Source organism: Rivularia sp. UHCC 0363 (assembly GCF_034931125.1).
Taxonomy (GTDB): domain Bacteria; phylum Cyanobacteriota; class Cyanobacteriia; order Cyanobacteriales; family Nostocaceae; genus Rivularia.
Map to the genome: position 1 here is coordinate 27466 of NZ_JAYGHM010000019.1, position 25790 is coordinate 53255.

At 37.4% G+C, this 25790-nt stretch carries 29 protein-coding genes and 1 pseudogene; 9 read left to right on the plus strand and 21 right to left on the minus strand.

Features of this window, described 5'->3' with window-relative positions; translation table 11 throughout:
• Positions 1 to 36: 36 nt before the first annotated feature.
• The 5 genes from VB797_RS12955 to ureC all read right to left on the minus strand — a co-directional run bounded on the left by VB797_RS12955 (position 37) and on the right by ureC (position 5787).
• A complete protein-coding gene (locus VB797_RS12955; RefSeq protein ID WP_323238101.1) occupies positions 37 to 1410 on the minus strand; it encodes an aldehyde dehydrogenase in 1374 nt (457 codons plus the stop codon).
• 115 nt (positions 1411 to 1525) lie between these two features.
• Positions 1526 to 2626, minus strand: coding sequence for a hybrid sensor histidine kinase/response regulator (locus tag VB797_RS12960; RefSeq protein WP_323238102.1), 1101 nt, complete (start codon positions 2624 to 2626; stop codon positions 1526 to 1528).
• A gap of 390 nt (positions 2627 to 3016) precedes the next feature.
• The gene (locus VB797_RS12965) at positions 3017 to 3226 is read right to left on the minus strand and encodes a hypothetical protein (protein ID WP_323238103.1); all 210 of its coding nucleotides are present in this window, start codon (positions 3224 to 3226) and stop codon (positions 3017 to 3019) included.
• A gap of 41 nt (positions 3227 to 3267) precedes the next feature.
• On the minus strand, positions 3268 to 3993 hold the full coding sequence (locus tag VB797_RS12970; protein ID WP_323238104.1) for a Uma2 family endonuclease: 726 nt from the start codon (positions 3991 to 3993) through the stop codon (positions 3268 to 3270).
• Positions 3994 to 4068: 75 nt separating this feature from the next.
• Positions 4069 to 5787, minus strand: a complete 1719-nt coding sequence (gene ureC, locus VB797_RS12975; protein WP_323238105.1) for an urease subunit alpha — start codon at positions 5785 to 5787, stop codon at positions 4069 to 4071.
• 245 nt (positions 5788 to 6032) lie between these two features.
• On the opposite strand from ureC, the gene VB797_RS12980 reads away from it, so the two are divergent.
• The 5 genes from VB797_RS12980 (at position 6033) to VB797_RS13000 (ending at position 8203) form a co-directional block, all read left to right on the plus strand.
• On the plus strand, positions 6033 to 6254 hold the full coding sequence (locus tag VB797_RS12980; RefSeq protein ID WP_323238106.1) for a hypothetical protein: 222 nt from the start codon (positions 6033 to 6035) through the stop codon (positions 6252 to 6254).
• Positions 6242 to 6643 carry a type II toxin-antitoxin system VapC family toxin gene (locus VB797_RS12985; RefSeq protein WP_323238107.1) on the plus strand — a complete coding sequence of 134 codons (402 nt, stop codon included), beginning with the start codon at positions 6242 to 6244 and terminating at the stop codon, positions 6641 to 6643. Before VB797_RS12980 ends, VB797_RS12985 begins: the two co-directional genes overlap by 13 nt.
• A gap of 31 nt (positions 6644 to 6674) precedes the next feature.
• Positions 6675 to 7334 (plus strand): hypothetical protein, encoded by a 660-nt coding sequence (locus tag VB797_RS12990; RefSeq protein ID WP_323238108.1) that lies wholly within the window; start codon positions 6675 to 6677, stop codon positions 7332 to 7334.
• Positions 7335 to 7418: 84 nt separating this feature from the next.
• Positions 7419 to 7982, plus strand: a complete 564-nt coding sequence (locus VB797_RS12995; RefSeq protein ID WP_323238109.1) for a Uma2 family endonuclease — start codon at positions 7419 to 7421, stop codon at positions 7980 to 7982.
• A 2-nt stretch (positions 7983 to 7984) separates the two neighbouring features.
• Positions 7985 to 8203 carry a type II toxin-antitoxin system HicB family antitoxin gene (locus tag VB797_RS13000; RefSeq protein ID WP_323238110.1) on the plus strand — a complete coding sequence of 73 codons (219 nt, stop codon included), beginning with the start codon at positions 7985 to 7987 and terminating at the stop codon, positions 8201 to 8203.
• A 22-nt stretch (positions 8204 to 8225) separates the two neighbouring features.
• Here VB797_RS13000 and VB797_RS13005 read toward each other — a convergent pair whose 3' ends face one another.
• From VB797_RS13005 to VB797_RS13055, 11 genes are all read right to left on the minus strand, one after another.
• Positions 8226 to 9092 carry a bifunctional class I SAM-dependent methyltransferase/HIT family protein gene (locus tag VB797_RS13005; protein WP_323238111.1) on the minus strand — a complete coding sequence of 289 codons (867 nt, stop codon included), beginning with the start codon at positions 9090 to 9092 and terminating at the stop codon, positions 8226 to 8228.
• Between the two features lie 196 nt (positions 9093 to 9288).
• Complete coding sequence (locus VB797_RS13010) at positions 9289 to 9768, minus strand: cupin domain-containing protein (RefSeq protein ID WP_323238112.1); 480 nt, start codon at positions 9766 to 9768, stop codon at positions 9289 to 9291.
• 73 nt (positions 9769 to 9841) lie between these two features.
• Positions 9842 to 10147 (minus strand): urease subunit beta, encoded by a 306-nt coding sequence (locus VB797_RS13015; protein ID WP_323238113.1) that lies wholly within the window; start codon positions 10145 to 10147, stop codon positions 9842 to 9844.
• A gap of 177 nt (positions 10148 to 10324) precedes the next feature.
• Positions 10325 to 10627 carry an urease subunit gamma gene (gene ureA / locus VB797_RS13020; protein ID WP_323238114.1) on the minus strand — a complete coding sequence of 101 codons (303 nt, stop codon included), beginning with the start codon at positions 10625 to 10627 and terminating at the stop codon, positions 10325 to 10327.
• 47 nt (positions 10628 to 10674) lie between these two features.
• Positions 10675 to 11544, minus strand: a complete 870-nt coding sequence (locus VB797_RS13025) for an urease accessory protein UreD (protein ID WP_323238115.1) — start codon at positions 11542 to 11544, stop codon at positions 10675 to 10677.
• A gap of 77 nt (positions 11545 to 11621) precedes the next feature.
• On the minus strand, positions 11622 to 12944 hold the full coding sequence (locus VB797_RS13030) for a photosystem II assembly protein (protein ID WP_323238116.1): 1323 nt from the start codon (positions 12942 to 12944) through the stop codon (positions 11622 to 11624).
• A complete protein-coding gene (locus VB797_RS13035) occupies positions 12937 to 13857 on the minus strand; it encodes an SPL family radical SAM protein (protein WP_323238117.1) in 921 nt (306 codons plus the stop codon). The genes VB797_RS13030 and VB797_RS13035 overlap by 8 nt, the downstream gene beginning before the upstream one ends.
• 122 nt (positions 13858 to 13979) lie before the next feature.
• The gene (locus tag VB797_RS13040; RefSeq protein WP_323238118.1) at positions 13980 to 14738 is read right to left on the minus strand and encodes a nucleotidyl transferase AbiEii/AbiGii toxin family protein; all 759 of its coding nucleotides are present in this window, start codon (positions 14736 to 14738) and stop codon (positions 13980 to 13982) included.
• Entirely contained in the window at positions 14735 to 14953 is a 219-nt protein-coding gene (locus VB797_RS13045; RefSeq protein ID WP_323238119.1) for a hypothetical protein, read from the minus strand. The genes VB797_RS13040 and VB797_RS13045 overlap by 4 nt, the downstream gene beginning before the upstream one ends.
• Positions 14954 to 15010: 57 nt before the next feature.
• Positions 15011 to 15796, minus strand: coding sequence for a class I SAM-dependent methyltransferase (locus VB797_RS13050; protein WP_323238120.1), 786 nt, complete (start codon positions 15794 to 15796; stop codon positions 15011 to 15013).
• 156 nt (positions 15797 to 15952) lie between these two features.
• Positions 15953 to 16729 (minus strand): class I SAM-dependent methyltransferase, encoded by a 777-nt coding sequence (locus tag VB797_RS13055; protein ID WP_323238121.1) that lies wholly within the window; start codon positions 16727 to 16729, stop codon positions 15953 to 15955.
• 120 nt (positions 16730 to 16849) lie between these two features.
• Between VB797_RS13055 and VB797_RS13060 the strand changes: the two genes are divergently transcribed.
• Positions 16850 to 17221, plus strand: coding sequence for a hypothetical protein (locus tag VB797_RS13060; RefSeq protein ID WP_323238122.1), 372 nt, complete (start codon positions 16850 to 16852; stop codon positions 17219 to 17221).
• Positions 17222 to 17276: 55 nt separating this feature from the next.
• On the opposite strand, the pseudogene VB797_RS13065 reads toward VB797_RS13060, so the two are convergent.
• A pseudogene (locus VB797_RS13065) lies at positions 17277 to 17480 on the minus strand (nucleotidyltransferase family protein); the annotation flags it as partial.
• Between the two features lie 341 nt (positions 17481 to 17821).
• On the opposite strand from VB797_RS13065, the gene VB797_RS13070 reads away from it, so the two are divergent.
• Both VB797_RS13070 and VB797_RS13075 read left to right on the plus strand, forming a co-directional pair.
• Positions 17822 to 18316 carry a GNAT family N-acetyltransferase gene (locus VB797_RS13070; protein ID WP_323238123.1) on the plus strand — a complete coding sequence of 165 codons (495 nt, stop codon included), beginning with the start codon at positions 17822 to 17824 and terminating at the stop codon, positions 18314 to 18316.
• A gap of 87 nt (positions 18317 to 18403) precedes the next feature.
• On the plus strand, positions 18404 to 19831 hold the full coding sequence (locus VB797_RS13075) for a DNA cytosine methyltransferase (protein WP_323238124.1): 1428 nt from the start codon (positions 18404 to 18406) through the stop codon (positions 19829 to 19831).
• Positions 19832 to 19836: 5 nt separating this feature from the next.
• Here VB797_RS13075 and VB797_RS13080 read toward each other — a convergent pair whose 3' ends face one another.
• The 3 genes from VB797_RS13080 to groES form a co-directional block, all read right to left on the minus strand.
• Positions 19837 to 20535 (minus strand): SinI family restriction endonuclease, encoded by a 699-nt coding sequence (locus VB797_RS13080; protein ID WP_323238125.1) that lies wholly within the window; start codon positions 20533 to 20535, stop codon positions 19837 to 19839.
• A gap of 351 nt (positions 20536 to 20886) precedes the next feature.
• Positions 20887 to 22527, minus strand: coding sequence for a chaperonin GroEL (groL, locus tag VB797_RS13085; protein WP_323238126.1), 1641 nt, complete (start codon positions 22525 to 22527; stop codon positions 20887 to 20889).
• Between the two features lie 119 nt (positions 22528 to 22646).
• Complete coding sequence (gene groES / locus VB797_RS13090) at positions 22647 to 22958, minus strand: co-chaperone GroES (protein WP_193921836.1); 312 nt, start codon at positions 22956 to 22958, stop codon at positions 22647 to 22649.
• A gap of 1057 nt (positions 22959 to 24015) precedes the next feature.
• Here groES and VB797_RS13095 point away from each other — a divergent pair.
• The gene (locus tag VB797_RS13095; RefSeq protein WP_096660377.1) at positions 24016 to 24693 is read left to right on the plus strand and encodes a response regulator transcription factor; all 678 of its coding nucleotides are present in this window, start codon (positions 24016 to 24018) and stop codon (positions 24691 to 24693) included.
• Between the two features lie 247 nt (positions 24694 to 24940).
• On the opposite strand, the gene cysW is transcribed toward VB797_RS13095, so the two are convergent.
• The gene (gene cysW / locus VB797_RS13100; RefSeq protein WP_323238127.1) at positions 24941 to 25738 is read right to left on the minus strand and encodes a sulfate ABC transporter permease subunit CysW; all 798 of its coding nucleotides are present in this window, start codon (positions 25736 to 25738) and stop codon (positions 24941 to 24943) included.
• Positions 25739 to 25790: the final 52 nt, after the last annotated feature.

Below are 25790 nucleotides of genomic sequence, written 5' to 3' on the forward strand. Positions count from 1 at the left end.
ATTAATATTTCCCCTTGTCTCCCCATCTCCCCATCTCTATCCAAAAATTCGCCTAAGTAAGGACAATTTATTTTTATAGGGTGGATAAAGCAGTTTTACGTCTAGAAGAAAAGGTTTTTTAAGTACGCTTTTGTAGTGAGAAAAGGTGTCAAAACCGGCTTTACCGTGATAGCTGCCGATACCGCTATTTCCTATACCACCGAATGGTAAAGATGGAACGGCATAATGAATTATCGTGTGATTAATACAACCTCCACCGAAGGAAGTTTCGTTTGTTACTCGTTTTTGCAGGTTTTTATTTTGGGAAAATAAATATAACGCTAAGGGTTTTGGTTGAGAGTTAATTATATTAATGGCTTCTGTAATATCCGTAAATTCAATTACTGGTAAAATTGGGCCGAAAATTTCTGATCGCATTAATGGATCTTCCCAGGTAACGCTATCAATTACTGTCGGAGCAATATAACGTTCCTCGAAAGTTGTTTCACCACCAATAACTATTTTTCCATTTTTTAAATTTTTTAAATAATTCGCCAATCGATCAAATTGCTTGCGATCGATGATTCTGGCATAATCGGGACTTTTTGCCGGATTTTCTCCGTAAAATTCATGAAGACATTTTTTAATTTCATCTAATAAATTATTTTTAATTTTTTTATCAACTAAAAGATAGTCTGGTGCAAGACAAGTTTGTCCAGCATTAAAAAATTTTCCCCAAGTTATGCGTCTTGCGGCAATTTTAAGATCGATATCGGTATCTACAATGCAAGGAGATTTACCACCAAGTTCTAAAGTCACAGGTGTAAGCTGTTTTGCGGCAGCTTCCATGACAATTTTACCTACAGTTGTACTACCAGTAAAAAATATATGGTCAAACTTTTCTGCTAATAACTGCTGGCAAGTTTCTACGGCTCCTTCGACTACCGCTAAATATGATTTATCAAAGTATTTATTAAAAATTTCAGCAATGAGATGAGAAGTATGAGAAGCAATTTCTGAAGGCTTGACAATGGCACAATTACCCGCAGCTATAGCACCGATTAAGGGTGCAATAACTAATTGAAATGGGTAGTTCCAAGCACCGATAATTAAAACTACACCTAAAGGTTCTGGATGAATTATTGCTGAAGCGGGAAAGAATTGCCAAGGAACTTGCACTTTTTTGGGCTTATGCCAATTTTTTAAATGTTTAATAGCGTATTCAGTTTCTTTGACAAATAAGACTATTTCTGCGGTAAAACTTTCTGCTAATGGCTTGTGTAAATCGGCGTTCAACGCATCAAAAATTGCGGTTTCGTTATCAATAACAGCTTGCTTAAGTGTTTTTAATTGCTGAATGCGAAAATAAATATCTTTGGTTTTACCAGTTTGAAAAAAATCGCGTTGGTTGTGAATTGTTTCAGCAAACATATTAAATATTGATAGGAGTAGGGAGTGGGGAATAGGGAATAGGGAATGGGGAGTAGGGAGTAGGGAGTAGGGAGTAGGGAGTAGACTTTTGATCTAAAATCTAAAATTGCCTAACTTATTGTTTCATGGGTAAAGTCACGACGAAAACACTACCTTTACCGAGTTCGGAATTGACTTTAATAGTACCTTGATGAGCTTCAACAATACGCCGAGAAAGGTACAAACCTAAGCCACTACCGGAACGTTTGTGACTTCCTGGACGAAATCTTTCAAATAAAGTAGCTTGTTGTTCGGAGGAAATACCTTGTCCGGTATCAATGATTTTCAGAGTAATTGCGCCGCAATCGCTCGTATCAGCGTCTAAATGGATTGTGATGAAGCCATTATCGGTAAATTTGATCGCATTTCCTACTAAATTGGTGAATAACCGATGCAATTCAAGGCGATCGCCCATTACTTTAGTCGCGATCGCAGCTTCATTCACATCAACTTTGATTACCAGTCCTTTTTGTTGAGCTAAAGGAGTTAATTCACTCGCAACTTCTTCAGTTAACTGTTGAATATTAACTGGTTGAAATGCCAAGGTTTTGCGTCCGGCTTCAAAACGATAAACTTCTAATAAAGTATTTACCATCGCTAACAAATTGCTGTTAGAACGAGCCATAATCGTAAGCGCTTCTTGCATTGATGGGGATAGTTCCCCCAAAGCACCTTCGAGAAACAGAATCATCATGCGTTCCTCTGCTACCAAAGGAGTGCGTAAATCGTGAGTGAGACGAGAAACAAAATCTTCCCGTTGACGAGCAATTTCATCCCGTTCATCAATACTGTGCTTGAGTCGGAGGAGCGATCGCACTCTCGCAAGTAATTCATCTACCGTTACGGGTTTGCGAATGAAATCATCAGCACCTAAATCCAATCCTTGGGCAACATTTGGTGAATCATGAGCGGTAATTAACAAAATTGGGATAAAAGATAGTTCCGTATTTCCTCGGATATGCTTAGTTACCTCATAACCATCCATTCCCGGCATCATCAAATCTAACAATATTAAATCAAACGTTGATTCTACAATTCTTGTTAATGCTTTATGACCATTTTCTGCCGTACTAACTTCGTAACCCTCTTCCTCCAAAATCGTTTTGATTAGAAAGACATTATCGGGAGAATCGTCAACAACTAGAATTTTATCAGCCCTGGAATTGTCAAAATTCATAGTTTAGTAAAAAGGTTAATATAAGATTTTGTTTTGATTAAATTACTTGATTTTAGACTAATTTATAAATTGATTGTTTTCAACTACCTATGGCAATATTTTAAACATAAATTCAATGTTTGTGATTTATTTTACTATAAAATAATTCTGCAAGTAAAAAATAGTTGACTTGATTTATTTAGAATTAAGTATAGACAATACATAATATATTGCAGTGATAAATATCACTCTGCAAACTGATTTATAGCTGATTTTTTTGTAACAATAAACTTCAAAAATGTAGCATAGCTAACAAAAAATATAGAGAGCATCCCAATTTTTCAAAAAGATGCTGTAGTGTCCGTACCTTGACTTCAAATTTAAATCCTCAAGGTAGAACGGGGAAATCTGTTAATTTTTAAATACAATACCTTGCAAAACTTTCTGAAAATCTTCAAAATCGGCAACGATAATCGAATTTGTAAAAAGCTTTTCTAACACCGATTCGTTATTGATCGCATTAATTGCCTGTATAACTTCCTCTGGCACTTGTTTAAACCTTGTTTGCACAATTTTAATTACATTTGCTCGTGCTTTTCCAAGGTTTGTTACGTCATTCATTTTGCAAAATTTCTCATAATTTTTAAGTTCAGCTTTGATAGTTACTCTTCAGGTTCAATTCCCGCAGCCCTTAATTGTTGCGCTAATCTTTCGGCACGTTGGCTTTGGGCTTCCGCACGCTGACGCTCCTTAATTGCTAACTCCGAACCCCACAATAATAATTCGTCATTTTCATTCCACCAGCGCAACCAATATCCCGTGCGGTTTTCTCTAATTCCTTCCCATACACCGATAAAAAGCTGCATCTGAGCAATCCAATGACGATTATTCGCATCTGCTGTTTGCAGTTTATATTGTCCCGAATCATCTAATTGATAGACTTCTAAAATTCCGTTATCTGGCTCAAAAATTGCGTAGTTAGGAACTTGTAAAATTTGTTCGTAAAAAAACCATTTCCCTGGAGGATAGGTTGGTTTACTCGAATATTCCCCACCTTCGGTATCCGATAGAAATTCCATTACAATTACTGGAATATCTCCTTGGAGCCGTGGGGTATAACTCCGCTTTACCTCTTCTCGCGATTTGATTGATGGTACGTATGCCCAATCTGGTGCTTTGACTACAAACTTATTATTCAACTTCGCGCAAATACCGTAATTAGTTGTAGTTAAAGCATTTTCTGGCAATTTTCCGGCTATTTCCAAACTTTCTGTTAAAGCCGCAGCTAATAAAGGTTGATTTATATTGTCCACTGGTTCATCATCTAATACAAAATCATCGGGTAATTTGTCCCAGGCAATTTCATGAGTAGTTGAAGTCGTTAGCATAATTAGCCTACTTTATAATTCGATTTTTAGTAATTCATGAAAATTCTAGCTAAAATAATGCATTTCAATTAACAGCTAAAACAAAAAATACCTTTGTGCCATCGGTACAACTGTTGCAGGTTCGCAAGTCAACAACTCACCATCCGCTCGAACTTCGTAGGTTTCCGAATCTACTTCTATACGGGGTAAAGCATCATTTAACTTCATATCTCGCTTACTCAATTCCCGCGTTCCCGAAACTGCGATCGCCTTTTTCCTCAACCCCAATTGATTCGGTATTTCCCTTTCCAAAGCTGTTTGAGAAACAAAGGTAAACGATGTTGCATGACGAGCATTTGCAAAACTACCAAACATCGGCTGCATATGAACTGGTTGCGGTGTGGGAATACTGGCATTAGCATCACCCATTTGCGAATAAGCGATAAATCCACCTTTAATTACTATCTGCGGTTTGACTCCAAAAAACGCCGGACTCCACAAACATAAATCGGCAATTTTCCCTTCTTCTACCGAACCCACATACTGAGAAACACCGTGAGTAATTGCGGGATTAATCGTATACTTAGCTATATATCTTTTAGCTCGAAAATTATCCGATCTTTCCCCAACCCCAGAGCTAGGAGTTAGTTCTCCCCGTTGCACTTTCATCTTATGCGCCGTCTGCCAGGTACGAATTATTACTTCGCCCACTCTTCCCATTGCTTGAGAATCGGAAGCAATCATACTAAATGCGCCCAAATCGTGCAAAATATCCTCAGCAGCGATAGTTTCGCGACGAATGCGGGATTCTGCAAACGCCACATCTTCGGCTATGTTGGGATCGAGATGATGGCACACCATCAACATATCTAGATGTTCGTCTAAGGTGTTAACGGTGTAAGGACGAGTCGGATTTGTTGAAGATGGTAATACATTCGCTTCCCCACACACTTTGATAATATCCGGTGCGTGTCCTCCCCCCGCTCCTTCAGTATGGTAGGTGTGAATCACGCGATTTTTAAAAGCTGCGATCGTATCTTCGACAAAACCCGCTTCGTTAAGGGTGTCGGTATGAATCGCTACCTGCACGTCGTATTCATCGGCAACGCTCAAACAAGTATCAATAGCGGCGGGAGTAGTTCCCCAATCTTCGTGTAGCTTCAACCCCATCGCTCCGGCTTCCACCTGTTCCGCGAGTCCTTGGGGTTGGCTGGAATTACCTTTACCCATAAATCCTAAATTCACCGGAAAAGCATCGGCAGCTTGCAGCATTCGGTGAATATTCCAGACTCCCGGCGTGCAAGTAGTAGCATTTGTACCTGTTGCAGGTCCCGTACCACCGCCCAACATTGTAGTGATACCGGAGGCGATCGCAACTTCAATTTGTTGGGGACAAATAAAGTGAATGTGGCTGTCTATACCGCCAGCAGTCAGTATCATACCTTCACCGGCGATCGCTTCGGTTCCGGGACCGATAATAATGTCTACGTTGTCCTGAATATAAGGATTTCCGGCTTTACCAATTTTGAATATTTTGCCGTCTTTGATGCCAATATCGGCTTTAACAACACCCCACCAATCGAGAATTAAAGCATTAGTTATTACCGTATCTACCGCACCGTCAGCGTTAGAAATCGGAGATTGTCCCATTCCATCGCGGATAACTTTACCACCACCGAATTTTACTTCCTCACCGTAGGTAGTGAAATCTTGTTCGACTTCAATGAATAATTCTGTGTCAGCAAGACGGATTTTGTCACCAACTGTGGGACCAAAAGTTTCAGCGTAAGCGCGACGGGACATTCGGTAAGACATAGATGCACTTGGTAATAGTTACTTTAAATATTGTTGGGGAAAGTTGGGGAGGAGGGGAGGTTTTTTTGTATAAGTTTATATTTTTGCGGTTGTGTGAAGTTTGGAGGAATGAATGAAGAGGCAATCCAGAAAATGGAAATTACAAATAAGACGGCTCGCTATTTTAGAAATAAACTCTTACTAAGTCGAAAAATTTTCATGCTAGCTTTGAGAATATACAGTTTTTGTTTAATTTGGAGGAAACAATGCTTCAAAGCTATGAAGCCATTATTGAAAACGGTCAGGTTAAATGGCTAGGTTCAGAGCCTAAAATATCTAAAGCTCGTGTAATTGTAACGATTCTTTCGGATGCTGAACCACAGAAGTTGCGTCGGAATCCCCCTGATTCAATTGCAGGTAAAGGTAAAACTTTAGGCGATTTAGTCAGTTCTATGGTTGAGGAACAAGATTGGGAATGTCTCAAGTAATTATTATTGATACTCACATTTGGATATGGTTTATTTTCCAAGAGTTCGAGCGATTTCCTGCATCTTGGCGGGAAGTTATTGAAACTACTGATACAGTAGGTATTTCACCTGTATCTTGCTACGAAGTTGCTTTAGCACAGCAAAAAGGGCGACTGCAACTTCCTTGTAATATTGAACTCTGGCTTCAAGAAGCTTTGGAACCATCCGGCATAACGTTGTTTCCGATAACAGCACAAATTGCTCATCAAGCGGTCAATTTATCTCCAGTTCATAAAGACCCATTTGACCGTTTGATTATTGCTACAACAATCATTAAAAAAGCGAAATTAGCCAGTATAGATGGTTTGTTTTCAAAATATTCGGAACTAGATACTTATTTGATGAAGTAAGCGCATTCACTGTGAAAGTAGTAATAGTTTTATGTCAGTTCTAACAGAAGCACTTGAAAAAGTTGAATATTGGTTATGGCAAAATTATCCAGAGTTAGCTAATTCTTTACCTTCAGGTTTAACAGCAGAAGAAATAAATGATGTGGCTAAATCTTTGCCATTTTCACTTTCAAAAGAGATTCAGGAATTGTATGAATGGGGAAATGGTAGTCCTGGAATTTTCGGTACATTAAATTATTCTGACGAGGGACTTGGATTTATGTCATTAGAGAAAGCAATCGCAAATACCTTGGATTGCGAGCATATCACCGAATGGTTAAATCTTCCATGTTTTTATATGTTCCCAGAATTTGAACGTTGGATTCATTTTGCGGTATGTGATGAGGAAGAAACATCTCCAATTTTGGTTGTTACTGATGACCCATGTACTAGGTTTGCTTATGCGAGTATTACTAGTATGGTCTTAACAACTGTCGAGTGTTACGAAAAAGAAATCATTGTATTAGGAAAATATGGGGGAATTAAATTTAATGATTCTCTCACTTCTAATATTTTATATCGATATTCTGATATTTTATACCAAGTGGATGAATATCTGGATGCCGAAGAAGAATTTAAAAACATTGTGAATAAAAACAATTCAATTTTTAATCAGCAAGCGATTATTGAAAAATATAATATCGAGATTTAATAAATAAATTATTAACTGTTAAATAATAACAAGTCTGAAATAAATCTTAGAATTAGTCTGAAAGCTTTTAGAGACAACCCCAAAATGGTACAGTTAAGATCGAAAAAGATGACATTGGAACAGTTTCTACAATTACCAGAAACCAAACCAGCCAATGAATATATCAATAGTAAAATTATCCCCAAACCGATGCCCCAATGGAAACATAGCACGATTCAAGGCGAATTAGTTCCTAGTATCAATACTGTAGTAAAGCCTGAACGTATTGCTCGTGCTTTTCCTGAGTTACGCTGCACTTTTGGCGATCGCTCAACTGTACCCGATATTGCCGTTTTTACTTGGGATCGGATTCCCCGCGATCGGAATGGGGAAGTTGCCAATGCATTCTTAATTGCACCAGATTGGACAATTGAAATTTTATCACCGGATCAAAGCCAGACAAAAGTCACAAAAAATATTCTTCATTGTCTTAAGCATGGAACTCAAATGGGTTGGTTGATAGATCCATTAGAGCAAACCGTATTTGTATTTCGTCCTAAGCAAGAAACTGAGATGTTTGACGAACCTGATGCGCTACTTCCCGTACCCAGTTTCGCAGGTGAATTACAGCTTAAAGTGGGAGATTTGTTTGCTTGGTTATTGGAGTAAAAATGAATCGATACAGTATGATTATTCAATGGTCGGATGAAGATCAACTTTTTTTAGTTACTATTCCAGAATTTAGCGATCGCGTTCTCATGCCTTGTACTCATGGCAAAACTCGTGAAGAAGCGATTCGTAGCGGTGAGGAAGTAATTGAAATGTATTTAGAAGCTTGGCAAACTGAAGGTGAATCTATCCCGGAACCTAGTACGCTTCAAATTGCTTGATAGAGACAGATCGTTTCCGCGTTTACCTTATTGCCGCTTTGCGTTTCGGAATTACCCCTCGTATTCCACCTCTAGCACCTTCAACATCTCCTTTATAACGAGGAATTACATGAATTCCCGCGTGCATAACATTTTGTCCTGCATCTCGATTAATATTCATTCCCACGTTAAAGCCGTCTGGTGCAAATTCTTTACCGATGATTTCTTGCACTTTATTAGCCATTAACCAGCAAGCTGATTGTTCTTTAAATGGTAGTTCAAAATAGTTGCTAACGTGACGTTTGGGAATAATTAAGGTATGTCCTTTACTTAATGGATAACCGTCAAGTATGGCATATGCTGTTGCTGATTCGGTTAGTAATGTCAGGCTTTTACGAGGATTGCAGAATATGCAGTTATCGGATGAATGTTTTTGATGATTATAATGAATATATTCGTATATTTCGCAGTTTTCGTTTAAATATATGGAATTAAAAGGAAGTTTAACTGAACATTGATATGTAGGTTTTTTATGGACGTAATGTTCTCGAAAGCCTTCTTTTTTTATATCTCTTCTGACGGCAAAGTAAGCTTTACCTCCTGGTTTCAATAAATGCGATATTTCCATTAATACGTTGGCTTGTTCTTCTGGAAATAAAACGTTTAAAACATAAAAACAAATTATTGTATCGAATTTATTCTGAGGGTATTCTGGAAAATAATAAGGGTCGTAACCTGTTATATCAAATCCTTTTTGTTGCAATACTCTGACATCATTACCAAAGCCGCAACCAAAGTCTAAAATTTTGCCTTGAAGCAAGTTTTGGTTTAATAAAAGTTTTGCAGGGTATGATAAATTAGTCCTTTCTATTGCTGTAAGGTGGGTAAATTTATTTTGTTGCTTTTGCATTTAAATATTAATTAGATATAACGAAATTAATCGAGGTTTTGGAGAACTTCGATTTAGGTATCAAGATTTATTTAGTGATTTAAAATATAGCTTAATAAAGTAGTTATAACGTTCAGTAATTTTTCGGGTATTGATCTTTTTTAAACGCAAAGGGACGCTAAGGTAAGCGCAGAGGGTACGCGGAGAGGAAAATTATTCACATGAATGGTTTAAGGTTATCGTATTCAGCTATTTGTATTTGCTTACCGTTGCGAAACATTCGTTTTTGCAAGCGAGGAAAGTCGGCAATTTCATACTCGCGTCTTTCTCCACCCATAATATAAATTAAGTCTTGTTTAAAAGGGTTTCGTAAATGATGTGCAACGGAAGGAGTAGGGAAACCCATAAAATCACCTTCTCCTACCTCGAATTCTTGATTATCTATTTCAGCTATACCTTTTCCAGAAAGGATGTAAATAAATTCTTCTTCAAATTCGTGAGAATGATAAATAAATGATTCTTTTCCAGGTGGTATTTTTGCTAAGTGAAATCCTATTCTTTGTAAACCTACTGCTTCACTGAGGGAAGCTCCGCTAATTTCTGAGTTTGGATTAAATGGATGAGAGAATTTTTGTTGGGGAAGTTGTTTGATTGTTTCTGCTTTTAGAAGTGGGTTTGGTTTTTCGTTATTATTCATAGTTTTAATAATTAATAAACCGCTATTAATGTAGAGACGGGTGGATATTACGTCTTTTTGATATATCGCGTCTCTACAATTTTCCGTTTATTTTAGCATTGAATCCGTAAACTTGACGACTACCTGCGAGAGGTACTAATGTGATTTCTTTTTCGTCTCCTGGTTCAAATCTAACGGCTGTTCCTGCGGGGATATCAAGACGCATTCCTCGTGTGGTTTCTCTATCAAAGTTTAATGCAGCATTGACTTCGTAAAAGTGAAAATGAGAACCTATTTGAATTGGTCTATCTCCTGTATTTGCAACTTTTATTTGTATGGTTGAACGACCTGGATTTAACTCGATTTCGCCTTCTGGGGTAATTATTTCACCTGGAATCATGATAAAAATGGTAATAGGTAATTGGGAATAGGTAATAGGTAATTGGTATTACGATCAGTGGGAATAAAATGATTTTCCGGATTTAAATCAGTAATAGTCATGTTTCAACTATAATTTCAGCATAAATGGTATTTAATAACTCTAAAAATTAATAATCCGAAATCCAAAATATAAAATTCATTGAATTGGATTATGTACGGTTACTAATTTTGTGCCGTCGGGAAAAGTCGCTTCTACCTGTACTTCTTGTACCATTTCCGCGATACCTTCCATAACATCATCTCGCTTTAATAAAGTTGTTCCAAAACTCATTAATTCTGCGACAGTTTTTCCATCTCTTGCACCTTCTAAAATTGCAGCAGTAATAAAAGCAACTGCTTCAGGATAATTTAATTTTACACCTCTTGCTTTGCGTCTTTCTGCTAATAATGCAGCGGTAAAAATTAGTAGTTTTTCCTTTTCTTGTGGTGTTAATTGCATTTTTTTACTCCATATTTATAAAATGATAATTGGGCATTGTTCATTGTTCAAAGCATCCAAACTCTGGGTAAACAACGATCGCGATTTAAAAAAGAAATCCGCAATAGTTGCCAAACGCTAATAAACCAGTTTCTCACTTCGGTTGTCGAATCACCACGGTATCTACACAAAAGTCCATTTTCTAAACGTGTTACACCGAAGGAGGATGGGGAGAGGGGGGGAGAGGAAGAGGGGGGGATGAAATTGCGTGCTTGCTGGACTATTTCTGGGGAAACGGGTTTTCCGAGGTAAACTAGAGTCCCTACGATGGGTTTTCCTGCTAAAGCGTGGGGACTATGAAAAATTTCTTCGCTACCGGGTAAATATTGTCGATCGATCCATAATGGTTTGTTATTTTGCCAGATTTCAAAGTGCGATCGCCATTCTCCCTTGACAAATTTCTCACAAGAAGCGCTGCGTCCAAATCTAGTAATTTCCCAGCCAATGAAGCTTGCATCTGTAGCTAAAATAATCCGTATATCTTGCCGATAATTTGCGTCGTTAAAAACAATTGTTTCTTGAGGAAGCCATTCTAAACAAGCATGATTATCAATTTTGATGTCTATATTTTGTCTGGCTTGTAAACCGTTACTACGATAAATTTTATTGGCTGCGGCTGTTGTAATTAATGCTTTTGCGTAGGGTTGGAGGTGAAAGTTACAAGATAATTTGTCACCACCGACAATTCCCCCAGCAGTGTGTAAAATTACGCTATGACAAACAGATTGTCCTTCGGGATAAAACGGACGCTGTACTTTCAAGGGGGCTTGATTTTGAGTTTGAATTAATGTAGTTTTGTCTTGGCTATGGTTATAAACTAAGTTTAGTTTGCCATGCCAACTTTGAGAAGATTCTGGTTGTCGGCAGGGTTGTTGCATTCCGTTGCCCAATTGGATATTTATTCTATCAAAGCATAGATACTTAGCTAAAAACTCAATTTTTAAAAGTATATAAATTAAGATTTTTTAGCTAAAATTACATAATCATCTAATTTGTAATTACACTCATGCTTTTGATTAAAATATTGCTGGATAATTGGAGTTAGACTTAATTGCTTCGGTAAATTTTCTCTAGCAAATTTAGCGAACTCGGCACCCCTAAAATGTTTTCTTGAGCCTGTGGATGTTAAATATTTATACCATACTAATTTTAATCCTAATTCTTCCACAAAGTTGTTAACTAATCTTTTTTCTTGTTCGTGTTCAATCTGAAAAATATCATAACCTTTATACAACTTTTTATCTTGAATAATTAAAAGTGCATGACCATTATCTTTTAAACTATTATCAATTATCTGTGTATAAATGTTGTTCGCTTCACTTCTCATTTCAGAATCGTTAAAGAAGCAGTGAGAAATCACAACGAAATCAAAAAAATTAGTTGGTATATTATTTGATTGCTTATTCCAACTAAATATATCTGTAGTTACGAAGCGAAAAAAAGCATTGAGGGGAGTTTTGCGCGATTCTATATATTTTCTCCAAAATTGCAAACCTCGGAATTGAAATGCATCTTGCTTTTCTAAGGAGTAGTAAGATATATGCATCTGTGGAATCTGAAAAAAGCCGCTGGTATTTTGCAAAAATAAAGCCAACCCATAAGCAACTGTTCCCGGTCCTGCTGCAATATCTAAAATGTTAATATTAGCTGGTAATAGCCCCGATTCATAAATCAAAAACCATGCTAAATAAATACAATATACATTTTCTAAAAAATACTTCATGTAATAAACGTGCGGAGTCAAACTAAAACGATAGTCTGGGTCTTTCCCACACTTTAAACTATTAATATCTTCTAAAGCATCTTCGAGTTTAACTACTAACTGTTTCTCTGGAATTCTACTAAATTCACTTTTAAGATAATCAACTAATTGAGCTTCAAAATCATCAAAGATTCTTTCATCTATACCAGTACATTGTAATTTGTTCTCATCATGTAGAATTAAATTAAATGTATTGTAAATAAAATTAATAAATTCTTGCTCTGGAGTTAATGTAAGATTACTTTGGCTTTCAATAGCTACTGGTAAATTCGATTTTTGTTCTAACTGCTGTAATGCGGTGCTGAGCTTTCCACCTAAAATTGCCGCTTCTTGTTTATATTGCTTTGTCGAATCTTCAAGCTGTAAATTATCTCTAAATAATTTTTCTAAATACGATAATCTTACCCCAGACTTCTCAATCACTCGCAACAACTTTATTGCTTGCTGCTTGTTACCCTGTCGCAAAGCTAATTTAAACTGAAAAGAACGCCACCAATTAGAGATAAGATTAGTCATAGCCAAAACCGTCTTTTCCTTCCCTTATTTCTACATCTGGAAGGTGAGACATTAATTTTTCTTTGAATCTTATATAGCTTAATTTTTCCGCGTCATACCACCAAGCGTATTTCTGCTTAACTTCTGCTGCTGCTTCGCGGGTTGTAGCAACAAGCGAACGATTTTGACTAGGGTGAAAATCCTGAATTACGACTCTATCTGCAATTTTTAATTTTTCAATAAAAGCGGCTTCGTCTTTCTCTAAAGTCGGAAGTAAAGGTGTAATTGTAATCGAAACTTTGGGAATAAAACCTTTATCAGAATCAATACTTTGTTTAACTTTTGTAATCGCATTTATTCGAGCTTTAACACTTGGCGATCGCGGTTCAAAATCACGTCTTACAGATTCGCTTCCAGTGGGGATACTCATATTAACTCGCAGGTGCTTAAATCGCTGTAAAATATCAATATCTCTAGTAATAATCGGGCTGCGAGTTTGTATTACTAATATTGGACGGTAGGGATACATTACATCTAACAAAGAACGAGTTAATTCATATTTTGATTCGATTGGTTGATAGGGATCTGTAACGCTACTCATATAGATTATAGGAGGTTTATCGGGATTTTTTTTACACCATCTTTCTAATTCCTTTTCTAAAATTTCCGCCGCATTTTGCTTGATAATCACCCATTTACCCCAATCTTCACGCATCTTGGGATTAGGACTAAAAGCCGCAGCATAACAATAACTACAGCCATATTGACAACCCCGGTAGGGATTTAAAGTAAAGTCATATGCATTAATAAAACCACTGGCTTTTGTGAGCAGTGATTTAGCATCTTGCGTATAAACGTTAATATCTCCGAATACTTCTTTAACTAATTTAGTTGGGGTATTTATACAGTAATATTCATATTGTGGTTTTGGCATTGTTAAAAATTATTGTGAATTTGAATAATTTCAAATAAATCTTATTACTTAGGGGGTTTAGGTGCAAATTATCCCAGGAAAGTGGTTTTTAGATAGAAAAAATTATTCCTAATTTTGAAATCTCACGAATCGAACAAGTCATCAAAAATATCATGTTGCTCTTGAAAACTTCTTTGTATTTCAGGTAAACCTAAATCTGTTGAAAGTAAATCAACTCCATCAATAATTTTGGGTATTTGAGCTTTATCAATTTGTAAATGAGTAAAACATTTTTCCCTGTAATCAGGTCTGTTTTGAAAGTTTTGTATGCTTCTTTCTAAAGGTCGTATAACTTCATAAGCATTTTCAGCTTTATCAATTGAAGATTGAGGAATTGGATAATTTAATCTGAGAACTGCTAAATCAATTAAATCTCTAGCTTGTACGCTATCATCCATATATCGGTCAGAATTTGATAATAGTTTAGAGGTAAAGCAGTCAATTAAACTTAAACATGGAACAGAAGACCATTGTGTGTATCTTGGTAAATCTAATTTAAAACGAGTTTCCGCAATAATTTCGGTTTTGATAGGTACATTATCTATAGAAACTATCATCCGAATCCCATACTGGTCGGTTGTAGAACGTCCGATTTTGATTTTACTTAAATCTCGAAATAATATCTCATGTCCATTATCAAAAATCTTTGTTCGTAAATATTTATAACCTCCCGTATTAACAGAAGATAAAAAATCAATATCATTACTACATCGATATTCTTTAAAATCAAGAGCAAGAAGAGTTCCACCACCAAAATAAGTAGAACCAAGCTGAAGAATTTCACAATCTAAACATTCAAGAATTGTCCGAATTTTATTGTGGTGGTCTAATCTGAAGATCATAACTCAACTTTCAACCAAGAATCATAAATCTCGGCAATTTTCTTAATAAACTCAAGTTCATCACCCTGAAGATTATCGAATAAATTTTTATACTTCCAACCACGTTCATAACAACCTAGCATTTCTTCTGGAGTAAACTCATAAACATTAGAAGTCTGCCAACAAATTGATTCTAAGAAAGGTAAGTTGCTCGGAATATTAGCAATTTCAGTCACTGATATCGCCCCCTGTCCGTCCAAGTGTAATTCAATAAGGTAAAATAAAATGTCTTGTTAATTGTTGACTGGTTCCCCAATATATACGCTAGTGCAATAAGTCATGTAAACAAAACCTTGTTGATTCTTAAATTGCTGATATAAATTCTCTAATTCTGAAATAACTTGTTCGTAGGCTTCTCCTTCACGCGGAACATAGGAAGAACTCATCGCACGTCCGATAAGTCCGCTTTCATCTAACTCTTGTTGATTAACAAAAGTATATTCGCAAAAGTTATTAAAATAGGTCGTTTCTGTTAAATATTCTACCGTTTTCATCCGCGATTCTGCGGGATGATTGTTCGATGCTGCGCTGATAATTCGGCTATATTCTGCGGTGAATTTGTCGTTGCGATCGCGATTATTCCACACTACAGCTAATTTCCCTGACGGTTTCAAAATACGCTGAAATTCCGCTAAAGTTGCTTCTGGGTTAAACCAGTGAAAAGCTTGAAAACAAGTGATTAAATCAACCGATGCATCTGGTAAATTCGTAGCTTCCGCTGTTCCATCTTTCCATTCCACCAAAGATGTTGCACCTCCAATACCCGCGTTTCTCATTTCTGCATTTGGTTCGATCGCAATTATTTTAACACCCCTCGAAGCTAACAACCGCGAAGAAATTCCCGTACCCGCTCCAATATCTGCTGCTGCGATCGGTAACGTGAAATTTTCGAGGATTTTATCAATTGCTGCATCTGGATAACTGGGACGATATTTTACATAATCTTCGACTCTATCAGAAAATCGATTTAGGGGATTGAGTGTATGTAATGGTGTTAGTTCCTTGTTAGTTTTGTTCATTTGAAAGGTTAATGATAAAGGATGATATCAGTATCTGGCGGTTGAAACCGCTGCTACACAGGTAAAGTCCACCTACGTGGACTAATGAAATTTTAACCCGCGCAGGCGGGTTTTGCTTGTGTAGACGCGATTTTAATCGCCGGGTCTAATATTAAATTAGACGTATTGAATACTCGCCAAATGTACGCTATTACAATAAATAAGATAAACGAAACCATCTTGATTACAAAAGCGTTTATGTAAATTTTCTAAATCATCAACAACTTGCTTTTGAACAGTTTCTTCAGAAGAAATAAAAGAAATACTTTTAACCAGACCAATCAAGCTTGATAAATCTAATTGCTGTTGGTAAGGGAACTTATAGCAATCAATATATTGAAAATCCGAACTTTCTCGTAAAGGTTCAATTTTAGAATTAAAATCTGTAGGTGGACGATTGTTTGCGGCTTTACGAATCAATTCCCCATAAACTTGTGTAAATTCATCATCTCTATCTAAATCTTGAAAAACTACTGCTAATCTTCCTTTTGGTTTAAGAATGCGGCGAAATTCCTTTAAAGTTGGTTGGGGATTAAACCAGTGAAAAGATTGAAAACAAGTTATTAAATCAACTGATGCATCAGGTAAATTAGTCGCTTCCGCTGTGCCATTTTTCCATTCAATACCTGGTGATGAAATAGCGGCTTCTCTCATCGCTGCATTTGGTTCAATTGCAATTACATTCACACTCCTCGAAGCTAACTGACGCGCAGAAATTCCCGTACCTGCTCCAATATCTGCTGCTGCGATCGGTAACGTTAAATTTTCCAGGATTTTATCAATTACTGCATCTGGATAAATAGGACGATATTTTGTATAGTTTTCTGCTTTATCGGAGAAGCGAGTTAAGGGATTAAGGTTGTATAGCGGTGTGTCATTGTTGTTTTCGTTCATTATTCCTTTTAGAAATAAATATAAAAACTAATATACTTCTAATAATTTTGACATAAAATATATTAAGTGAACTAATTTCATATTTGATATCATAAAATAATCAACTTGGCTTAATAAACCATGACACCAGAAGAAATTCAAAATACTATCGAACAAATGTTAGGCGTTCAAAGACAGATACAGGAAAGTCAAATCCGAAATACAGATAACATAGCGAGGTTGGAAAGCCAAATCCAAGCGAATGCACAGTATATTCAGGAAAATGCAGAATTAATTAGAAACAATCGAGAAGATATCAGCAGCTTAAAAGAAGATATCAGTAATTTAGTTGTAGAAGTAGCCAAATTGACAGTAGACCAAAGAGAAAAATTCAATCAGTTTTATGGTTATCATCTATCTGCTGATTCACAACGTTTAGATATAGTAGAAAGATTAATCAAGGTAGAACAAGAAGTAGCTCAAATCAAACGTCAATTAGGGCAAAGTTCATAGTTTAATCTAAATTATCTTTTAGCAAAATCTTCTCCATACACGAAAACGCCAGTCTCTAGAAGGTACGAATCACATCCTTGATCGCAGCTTCTCTTAAATTTTCTCGCAAAGTTTCCAAAGTTCCTATGTTTACAGAAAGTCCTAATATATTTTGTAAATAAAGTTTTACTTTAATAAACTCAAATAATCCAACCTGACGATTAAACTCTACAAAAAAATCTACATCGCTATCTTCTCGTGCTTCATTGCGAGCAACAGAACCAAATAAATCTAGAGATTATACACCCATTGTTTGCAAGGGTTCTCGATGCATTTTAATAATTTTAGGACTTAGGCATCTGGCACATTATTTTGTAGGGTGCTGTGACACTTAATTAAATTCTCAACGCAGTAATAAGGGTTGTAGTGTCACGCACCACCTAACTGTTACGTATTTAATTTGTATTTGGCTAGCGGGCTGTCCGGCCCGCACTACAAGAATTTGATATTTATGTGTCCGTAGGACACGCTTCGCTAACGTTTTATACAATTTAGCTGCACATCAGCTTAGGATTAATTCATAACCGCATTTTTCTAGCAATTCACTCAAGGATAAAACCTATGGACACCACAGCAACGATTCGATCTGCTAAACCCGATGATACGGATGCCATCATGAATTTGGCTGATGCGATTGGTCTATTTGAAGGGGAAGAACTTGAAGAACTCGGTAATATGTTAGCTGGTTACTTCGATGGTAGCCTTGGCGAAGAACACTCCTGGATTGTCTGTGAAAATGATGGAGTCGTTGGAGTTGCGTATTTTGCACCGGAACAATACGCTTACGGGACATGGAACCTGTACTTGATCGCAGTCCACCCTAAGCATCAAGGGAAAGGGAATGGTGCTGCAATGCTCAGACAGGTGGAACAAACCTTATTCTCAAAAGGAGAACGTTTATTACTAGTGGAAACTTCTGGTTTACCAAACTTCGAGTTGACACGGAAATTTTATCGCAAACAGGGGTACGAAGAGGAAGCGAGAATCCGCGAATTTTATAAAGCGGGTGATGACAAGATTATTTTTCGCAAAGTGTTAGTCACATCGGAGCATTAATATCTGTAGATATTTATCAAAATCTTGCAAATAGTACAAATATATTTATAATGGTACTAATGAAAAGTTTCGGGAAGGAAACTATAAATGGGTACGAATATTAGTATTAAAGATGCTTCCTCACAACTTGCAATTAGCGAGCAGCAAGTTAGGACGCTTTGCAGACAAGGAAAAATTACTGCTGAAAAAATCGGGAATACGTGGATAATTGACCAAAAAAGTATCAGTAAGTATGGGCTTATATCATCCCATAGAGTAGCAGAAAACCATTCACTTTACCATGTAAACAGTAAAGATAAACGACCCATAGCATTAAGTTTTTTTTCTGGTGCGATGGGTTTAGATATTGGAATTGAAAAAGCTGGATTCAATGTTCGTCTTGCTTGTGAAGTAGATAAGTTTTGCAGACAAACAATTGCTTTAAATAAACCAAATGCTGCTTTACTGGGGGATATTAACGATTATAAACCAGATGATATTTTAAAAGCAGCAAAGCTCACAAAAAACGATGATATTGATTTAATTATTGGCGGACCTCCATGTCAAGCATTTAGTACTGCTGGCAAAAGAAAAGGTTTTAATGATGATAGAGGAAATGCTTTTTTAAAATATCTTGATATAGCGCTATCTTTACGACCCAAATACATTGTTATTGAGAATGTAAGAGGTCTTTTATCTTGTCCTTTGAAATATAGACCTCACGACCAAAGAGGAGTAGGATATCCAGATATTTCAGAACATGAACACAAAGGAGGTGCATTAAATTTTGTCATCAGTAAATTAAAACAAAATGGTTATGCTTACTCTTTCAATTTATATAATTCTGCAAATTTTGGAACTCCCCAGATCAGGGAACGAGTAATAATTATTTGTTCTAGAGATGGTGAAACACCACCTTTTTTAGTACCAACTCACTCAGAGGATGGTAAACACGGATTACCAAAATGGAAAACTCTACAATCTTGTATAAAGAATATTGATAAACACGACCATATTAATTTTCCCGAGAAACGTTTAAAGTTCTATAGAATGCTTAAATCGGGTCAAAATTGGCGATGTTTACCGGAAGATTTACAAAAGGAAGCAATGGGTAAATCTTATTATTCTGGAGGTGGAAAAACGGGTTTCTTCAGAAGATTAGATTGGAATAAACCATCTCCTACATTAGTAACACATCCAGCGATGCCTGCAACAGATTTAGCTCATCCCGAAGAAAATAGACCACTATCAATACAAGAATACAAACGAATACAAGAATTCCCTGAGAATTGGGAACTAGCAGGTCCGCTAATTCAGCAATATAAACAAGTTGGAAATGCTGTTCCCGTCAGTTTAGGTTTAGCAGTAGGAAAATTAATTATAGATTTAATTCATGGTAATAAAATAATCCAGTTTGATGATTTTAAATTTTCACGCTACCAAAATACTAGTCATTTAGATTGGGAAAGCCAATTTTTGAGTCAACTAAATAAATATGAAAGTGAGTACGTGCAGCAAGAGCTTATTTTTAGTTGATATAGTTACTTGTCTAAACTTGATTTTTCTTTGGTAAGATATTGCTTAACAAAAGCAATAAAATTATCTTCTGAAAGTTGATATCCTTGCATCAGTTCGGGTAGATTCTCCCAGTTAGTTCCTCCTTTTTTTGAAAATGAGCGAAACCATTTCTGTATAGTAGTGCCATTACGAATTGCGCTGCTAGATGAATTTTCAGTGTTATCCCTATTTTTAATTTGTAATACTAACCACTTTTGATTTTCATCCTTACTAATAAAGTCAATAGCTTTGATAAAATCACCACAGCACCAGTACCAACCTTTTTCTCTTAGAACGGAATCTAAATACCTTTCAAGAAGTGAACCAACACAATTTTCGGCACACATTGAGTACTGATGCTCTATCTTTATTCGTTCGCATTCTTCAGATGAATAACCGTAAACGTACTGCATGACAATACTTACCATTTCATCGGGTACTGTTTCTGGTTGAGCAGGAAAATCAGATCTTCTAAATCCATCAAAAAACTTTTTGGCAAGAGCTTTTAGACCGTTTTTATCAGTAAGGCTAGGTTTGTTTTTAGTCCTCCAAGATAATCTATCTGGATTGTCAGATAAAAACCTGCAAATCTCTATAAATGCTGCATCTAATCCTTTTTCTTCTGGATTATCATTTATAAATTCGGTAATAACTTCTTTGACTAATTTTTCATCAAAACTCAACGAATGCTCCTTAATATTTAACTGGTCTTTATATATTTTAAATTTCTAAGGGTTGATTGCATAGAAACTCTCTAGGAATTTCTAAGAGACTGTGTATTAACAATGCTCACATCATGCATTACCACAATCAACGCATATTTATTCTATCGTTGCAAAATCGGAAACCACCATTTATTGTATTCAAAAATATGCTTACCGAATCCGACCCCCATCTTCACAAAACAACAAATCATTTAAAAAAAATTGATAATTGTTAATTTATAACTGAAAAAAAACAGCCGCCTCCAAGAGACGACTGTTTTCATAAATAGGGGGTTTATTTAACTAACGTTTCAGTAAGTTTCAATAAACTTAGTAGTCGAAGTCACCGCCGCCCATACCAGCACCAGCGCCAGCACCAGCACCTTCTTTAGGCTCTGGCTTGTCAACAACGATACATTCGGTTGTCAACACCATTCCGGCGATGGAAGCCGCATTTTGCAGTGCGGAACGTGTCACTTTAGCGGGATCGACGATTCCAGCAGCGAACATATCGGTGAATTCGTTAGTTGCTGCGTTGTAGCCAGTGTTAAATTCTTTCTCTTTAACACGCTCGGAAATTACCGCACCGTTTTGTCCGGCGTTTTGAGCAATCCGCATCAAAGGAGCAGGTAATGCGCGAGCTACAATCATCGCACCAATTAATTCTTCATCTTTGAGGTTTGCAGTTGCCCATTCTTCCAATTGAGGAGCAAGGTGAGCCAATGTTGTTCCACCACCAGGAACGATACCTTCTTCTACAGCAGCTTTGGTAGCGTTGATAGCGTCTTCCAAACGCAGCTTCTTATCCTTCATTTCGGTTTCGGTAGCAGCACCAACTTTAACAACTGCTACACCACCAGACAATTTAGCCAAACGCTCCTGCAACTTTTCTTTGTCGTAGGAAGATTCGGTTTCGTCCATTTGACGGCGAATTTGGTCGCAGCGAGATTTAACTGCTTGCTCGTTACCTTCAGCCACAATGGTGGTGTTGTCTTTGGTGATGGTGATGCGACGAGCTTTACCGAGCATATCTAGCTTGGTAGCTTCTAGCTTCAAACCAGCATCTTCAGTAATCAACTGTCCGCCGGTCAAGATAGCGATATCTTCCAACATCGCTTTACGGCGATCGCCAAATCCAGGTGCTTTCACCGCTGCTACGTTCAATACACCGCGCAAACGGTTGACAACCAAGGTAGCTAAAGCTTCTTTCTCAATATCTTCGGCAATAATAACTAAGGGTTTGCCAGAACGAGCTACCTGTTCTAAAACGGGTACCAAGTCTTGTACCAAAGCAATTTTCTTATCGGTGAGCAAGATGAAAGGCTCATCTAAATTTGCTTCCATGCGCTCTGGATCGGTTGCAAAATAAGGAGAGATGTAGCCTTTATCAAAGCGCATCCCTTCGGTAATTTCCAACTCGGTGAACATGGACTTCCCTTCTTCCAAGGAAATCACGCCTTCTTTACCCACCTTATCCATTGCTTGAGCAATCATCTGACCGACTTCTTCGTCGTTACCAGCAGAAATTGCACCAACTTGAGCAATAGATTTGGAATCTTCTACAGGACGAGCTTGCTCGGCAATTTTACCAACCAAAAAGGCAGATGCTTTATCAATACCGCGCTTCAAGGAAATTGCATTAGCTCCAGCTGCAACGTTCCGCAAGCCTTCTTTAACCATTGCGTGCGCCAAAACGGTCGCGGTGGTGGTTCCATCCCCAGCAGCATCGTTGGTCTTGGAAGCAGCTTGACGAATCAAAGCTACACCAGTGTTTTCTACATGGTCTTCCAACTCGATCTCTTTAGCGATGGTCACACCATCGTTAACAATCTGAGGTGCGCCAAATTTCTTCTCTAATACCACGTTACGACCTTTGGGTCCGAGGGTTACACCCACAGCCTCAGCCAGTATGTCCATGCCTTTTTCTAAAGCACGACGGGCGTTTTCGTTGTAAATAATTCGCTTAGCCATAGTTTTACCGTTTGTACCTTTTGCTTGTCTTTCTTTTAAAAATGTTGTTGTTAAATGGATAGGTTGTTAGCTGTTTATAGCCAAATAACCATTAACGACTAACCACCAACCACTATCAATTAATTAACAATCGCGAGAATGTCCTTCTCAGAAAGCAGCACGTATTCGTCGGTACCCAACTTGATGTCGGTGCCAGCGTACTTGGAGTAAAGAACTTTATCTCCGACCTTTACATCCATCGACTGACGACCACCATCATCCTTCATCTTACCGTCGCCTACTGATACTACTTCGCCTACTTGAGGCTTTTCCTTAGCGGTATCGGGCAAGTATAGACCACCAGCGGTCTTTTCTTCCGAGGCGCTCACTTTTACGAAAACGCGATCGCCTAAAGGTTTTACTGTAGAAACGCTTAGAGAAACTGCTGCCATAACTTTTTTACCTTTATTAGCACTCTCGACTCCTGAGTGCTAATTTAGCGAAGCTAGAGGTGTGATGGCAACATTCGCCTTAGTACGGGTTCCCGAACTTAGTGAAAGTAGCTTTACTTAGGTATAAATGCTCAACTTCACTAGTACTTTCGGGTTTTATCCAACGAAGGAAGAATAGTTTGATATGGTTTGCCATTATTTGCAAAGCCAATAAATTGCTATAAAACTGTAAAATTCTGTCTTTTTATGAGCGACGATCCACTGTTTCATTTGAGCGTTCAAGTACCAAAAAACACTAAAGCGCGACCCTACAAACCCTTTAATAATTGTGTAGAAACTGTAGGGTTGTCAAAAATCCAACAACGTGTATTTTTATGGGTTTTAGCTTCAATTTCTATATGTTGTGTTCTCTAAAAGCTAATTTTAGTTTTAGAAATACTTGAAAAAGTGACTATTTAAGCTCAAAATGGACTCTGTACAAGTGGAATAATTAGCAGCAGTATCAATAGTTCAAAAACTAACTACTTGCGGGAGCGGTTGTTATAGACCAATAATAGTAGCTTACCCCGCTAATAAATGTGGTATCTACTCCCAATTCCTCCAAGTAATTGAATGCGTCTCAACCGAACGCTTCTCTAAAATTACAAATTGTTTGCTATTCGATACTTTTTTGTTCGTTCCTTACCCTATACTTCCTAGGATCGGAAATAAAATCTGACGCACGAAGGAAGCATCCAGTTGGATACGTAAAAGCAAAAAAATTAGAATAGGTGCGGGTTATTTTTGCAAGAGGTATGTTCGCCCAATACTCCCCTTGCAGTCCTTTAAGATTATTATTTAATGGAAGTTTTTAGCCCGCACCTTTCAAAGCGAGATATAATAGCGCATTATAATACTATTGCTCTACGTATCCTTACTGGGCTTTTGGAGTTGATAGCGAAACATCAATGGAGGGGATAATCTCCTTTGAGAGTTTCACAAAACTATCGCAAGGTAAGTGGGAAAAAAGGACAACATCTCAATCATCCACCAATTAGGATAACTATTCAAGACCTTGATGGATCTACGCGCGACAAGTGCCACTGCTATGAAAGAACCCAGCATGAAAGATCACAAACGCTTACTGCTTATAGATGATGACCCAAACCTCATCTTGCTGGTGAAGGACTATTTGGAATTCCGGGGATACGAAGTCGTCACTGCTGAAAATGGTCGAGAAGCTCTGGAAATATTAGAGCTAGACATTCCAGACATGATTATTTGTGACGTGATGATGCCGGAAATGGACGGATACACCTTTGTAGAACAAGTCCGACAAACAGAACGCACCAGTTGGATACCTGTTCTCTTCCTTTCTGCAAAGGGACAAAGCGCAGACAGAGTGAAAGGTTTGAATAAAGGTGCTGATGTATATATGGTCAAGCCCTTTGAACCCGAAGAACTCGTAGCCCAAGTTGAATCCTCACTCAAACAAACCATTCGTTGGAAAGAACATCAAGCCAAAGGAGGCGAAAACGGCTCTCGCATCCAAGTACCTTTTGATGTCCAATTAACCCCAACAGAATTAAAAGTAGTGCAATTTGTTGCCAGAGGTATGGCTAACCGAGAAATCGCTGAAGAATTAAACGTCTCTCAGCGAACCGTCGAAAGCCACGTCTCCAATATGTTGGGTAAAACCAATCTTCATAACCGCACCGAATTAGCTCGCTGGGCAATTGAAAATCAAATGGCTTAAAACTGTTGATTTTATAGTTAAAATTCTGGGTTTTAGATTTAAATTACTAATGTAAAACCCAGATTTACTTAATTAAAAATTAACCAACTACTCCTTGCACAATAAAACAGTCATCAATTAACAATTGTCAATTATCAGCACCTGACGGGCGGAATTGATCGACAAAGATTGGTTTTGGGTCTCCTATAATTAGCGCGATCGCCATTCACCGTTTACCCTGAATTGATAATTGATAATTGATAATTGTTCACTGCTCACCGATCGCCGTCTTACGTTCCACAATTTCCTTCAAAACCAGCGTTACAAATCCCAAACAAGCAAGTAACACCGCAGCAGCAAACGCCGTTTCGGTTTCATACTGCTTATAAGCTTGCTCTACAAACAGCGGTAAAGTTTGTGTTTTACGAATAATATTGCCAGATACGACAGAAATAGCGCCAAATTCGCCCATTGCTCTAGCATTCGTCAAAATTAAGCCATAAAGTAAACCCCAGCGGATGTTTGGTAAAGTCACCCGCCAAAAAGTTTGCCATTGACTCGCACCTAAAGTACTTGCTGCTTCCTCCTGAGATGAGCCGATTTCCTCCAAAACTGGAATCACTTCCCGCGCTACAAAAGGCATTGTCACAAAAGCAGTTGCTAAAACCATTCCCGGAAAAGCGAAAATAATCTTAAAATTAATCGCTGACAAAATCCCGCCAAACCAACCATTCTGCCCATAAAGCAAAATCATCATTAAACCAGCCACCACCGGCGAAACCGAGAAAGGAACATCCAAAATACTCATCACCAAAGCCCTTCCGGGGAAACGATTGCGAGCCAGAACCCATGCCGCACAAAGTCCGAAAATCGCATTTATCGGTACCACAATCAAAGCAATAAGTAAAGTCAGTCCCACCGCGCTAATAAAATCATCAGTCATCAAATAACTGAAAAATTCCCCAACACCACCCTTAAAAGCTTGATAAAAAACATTTACTGCCGGGATAAATAATACCAATCCCAAGTAAGTGATAGCACTGATGATTAAAAGTTTTTTAGCCATAAGTAAATAAGAGTTAGGAGTTAAGAATTAGGAATTAGAAGTTATGAAAAAA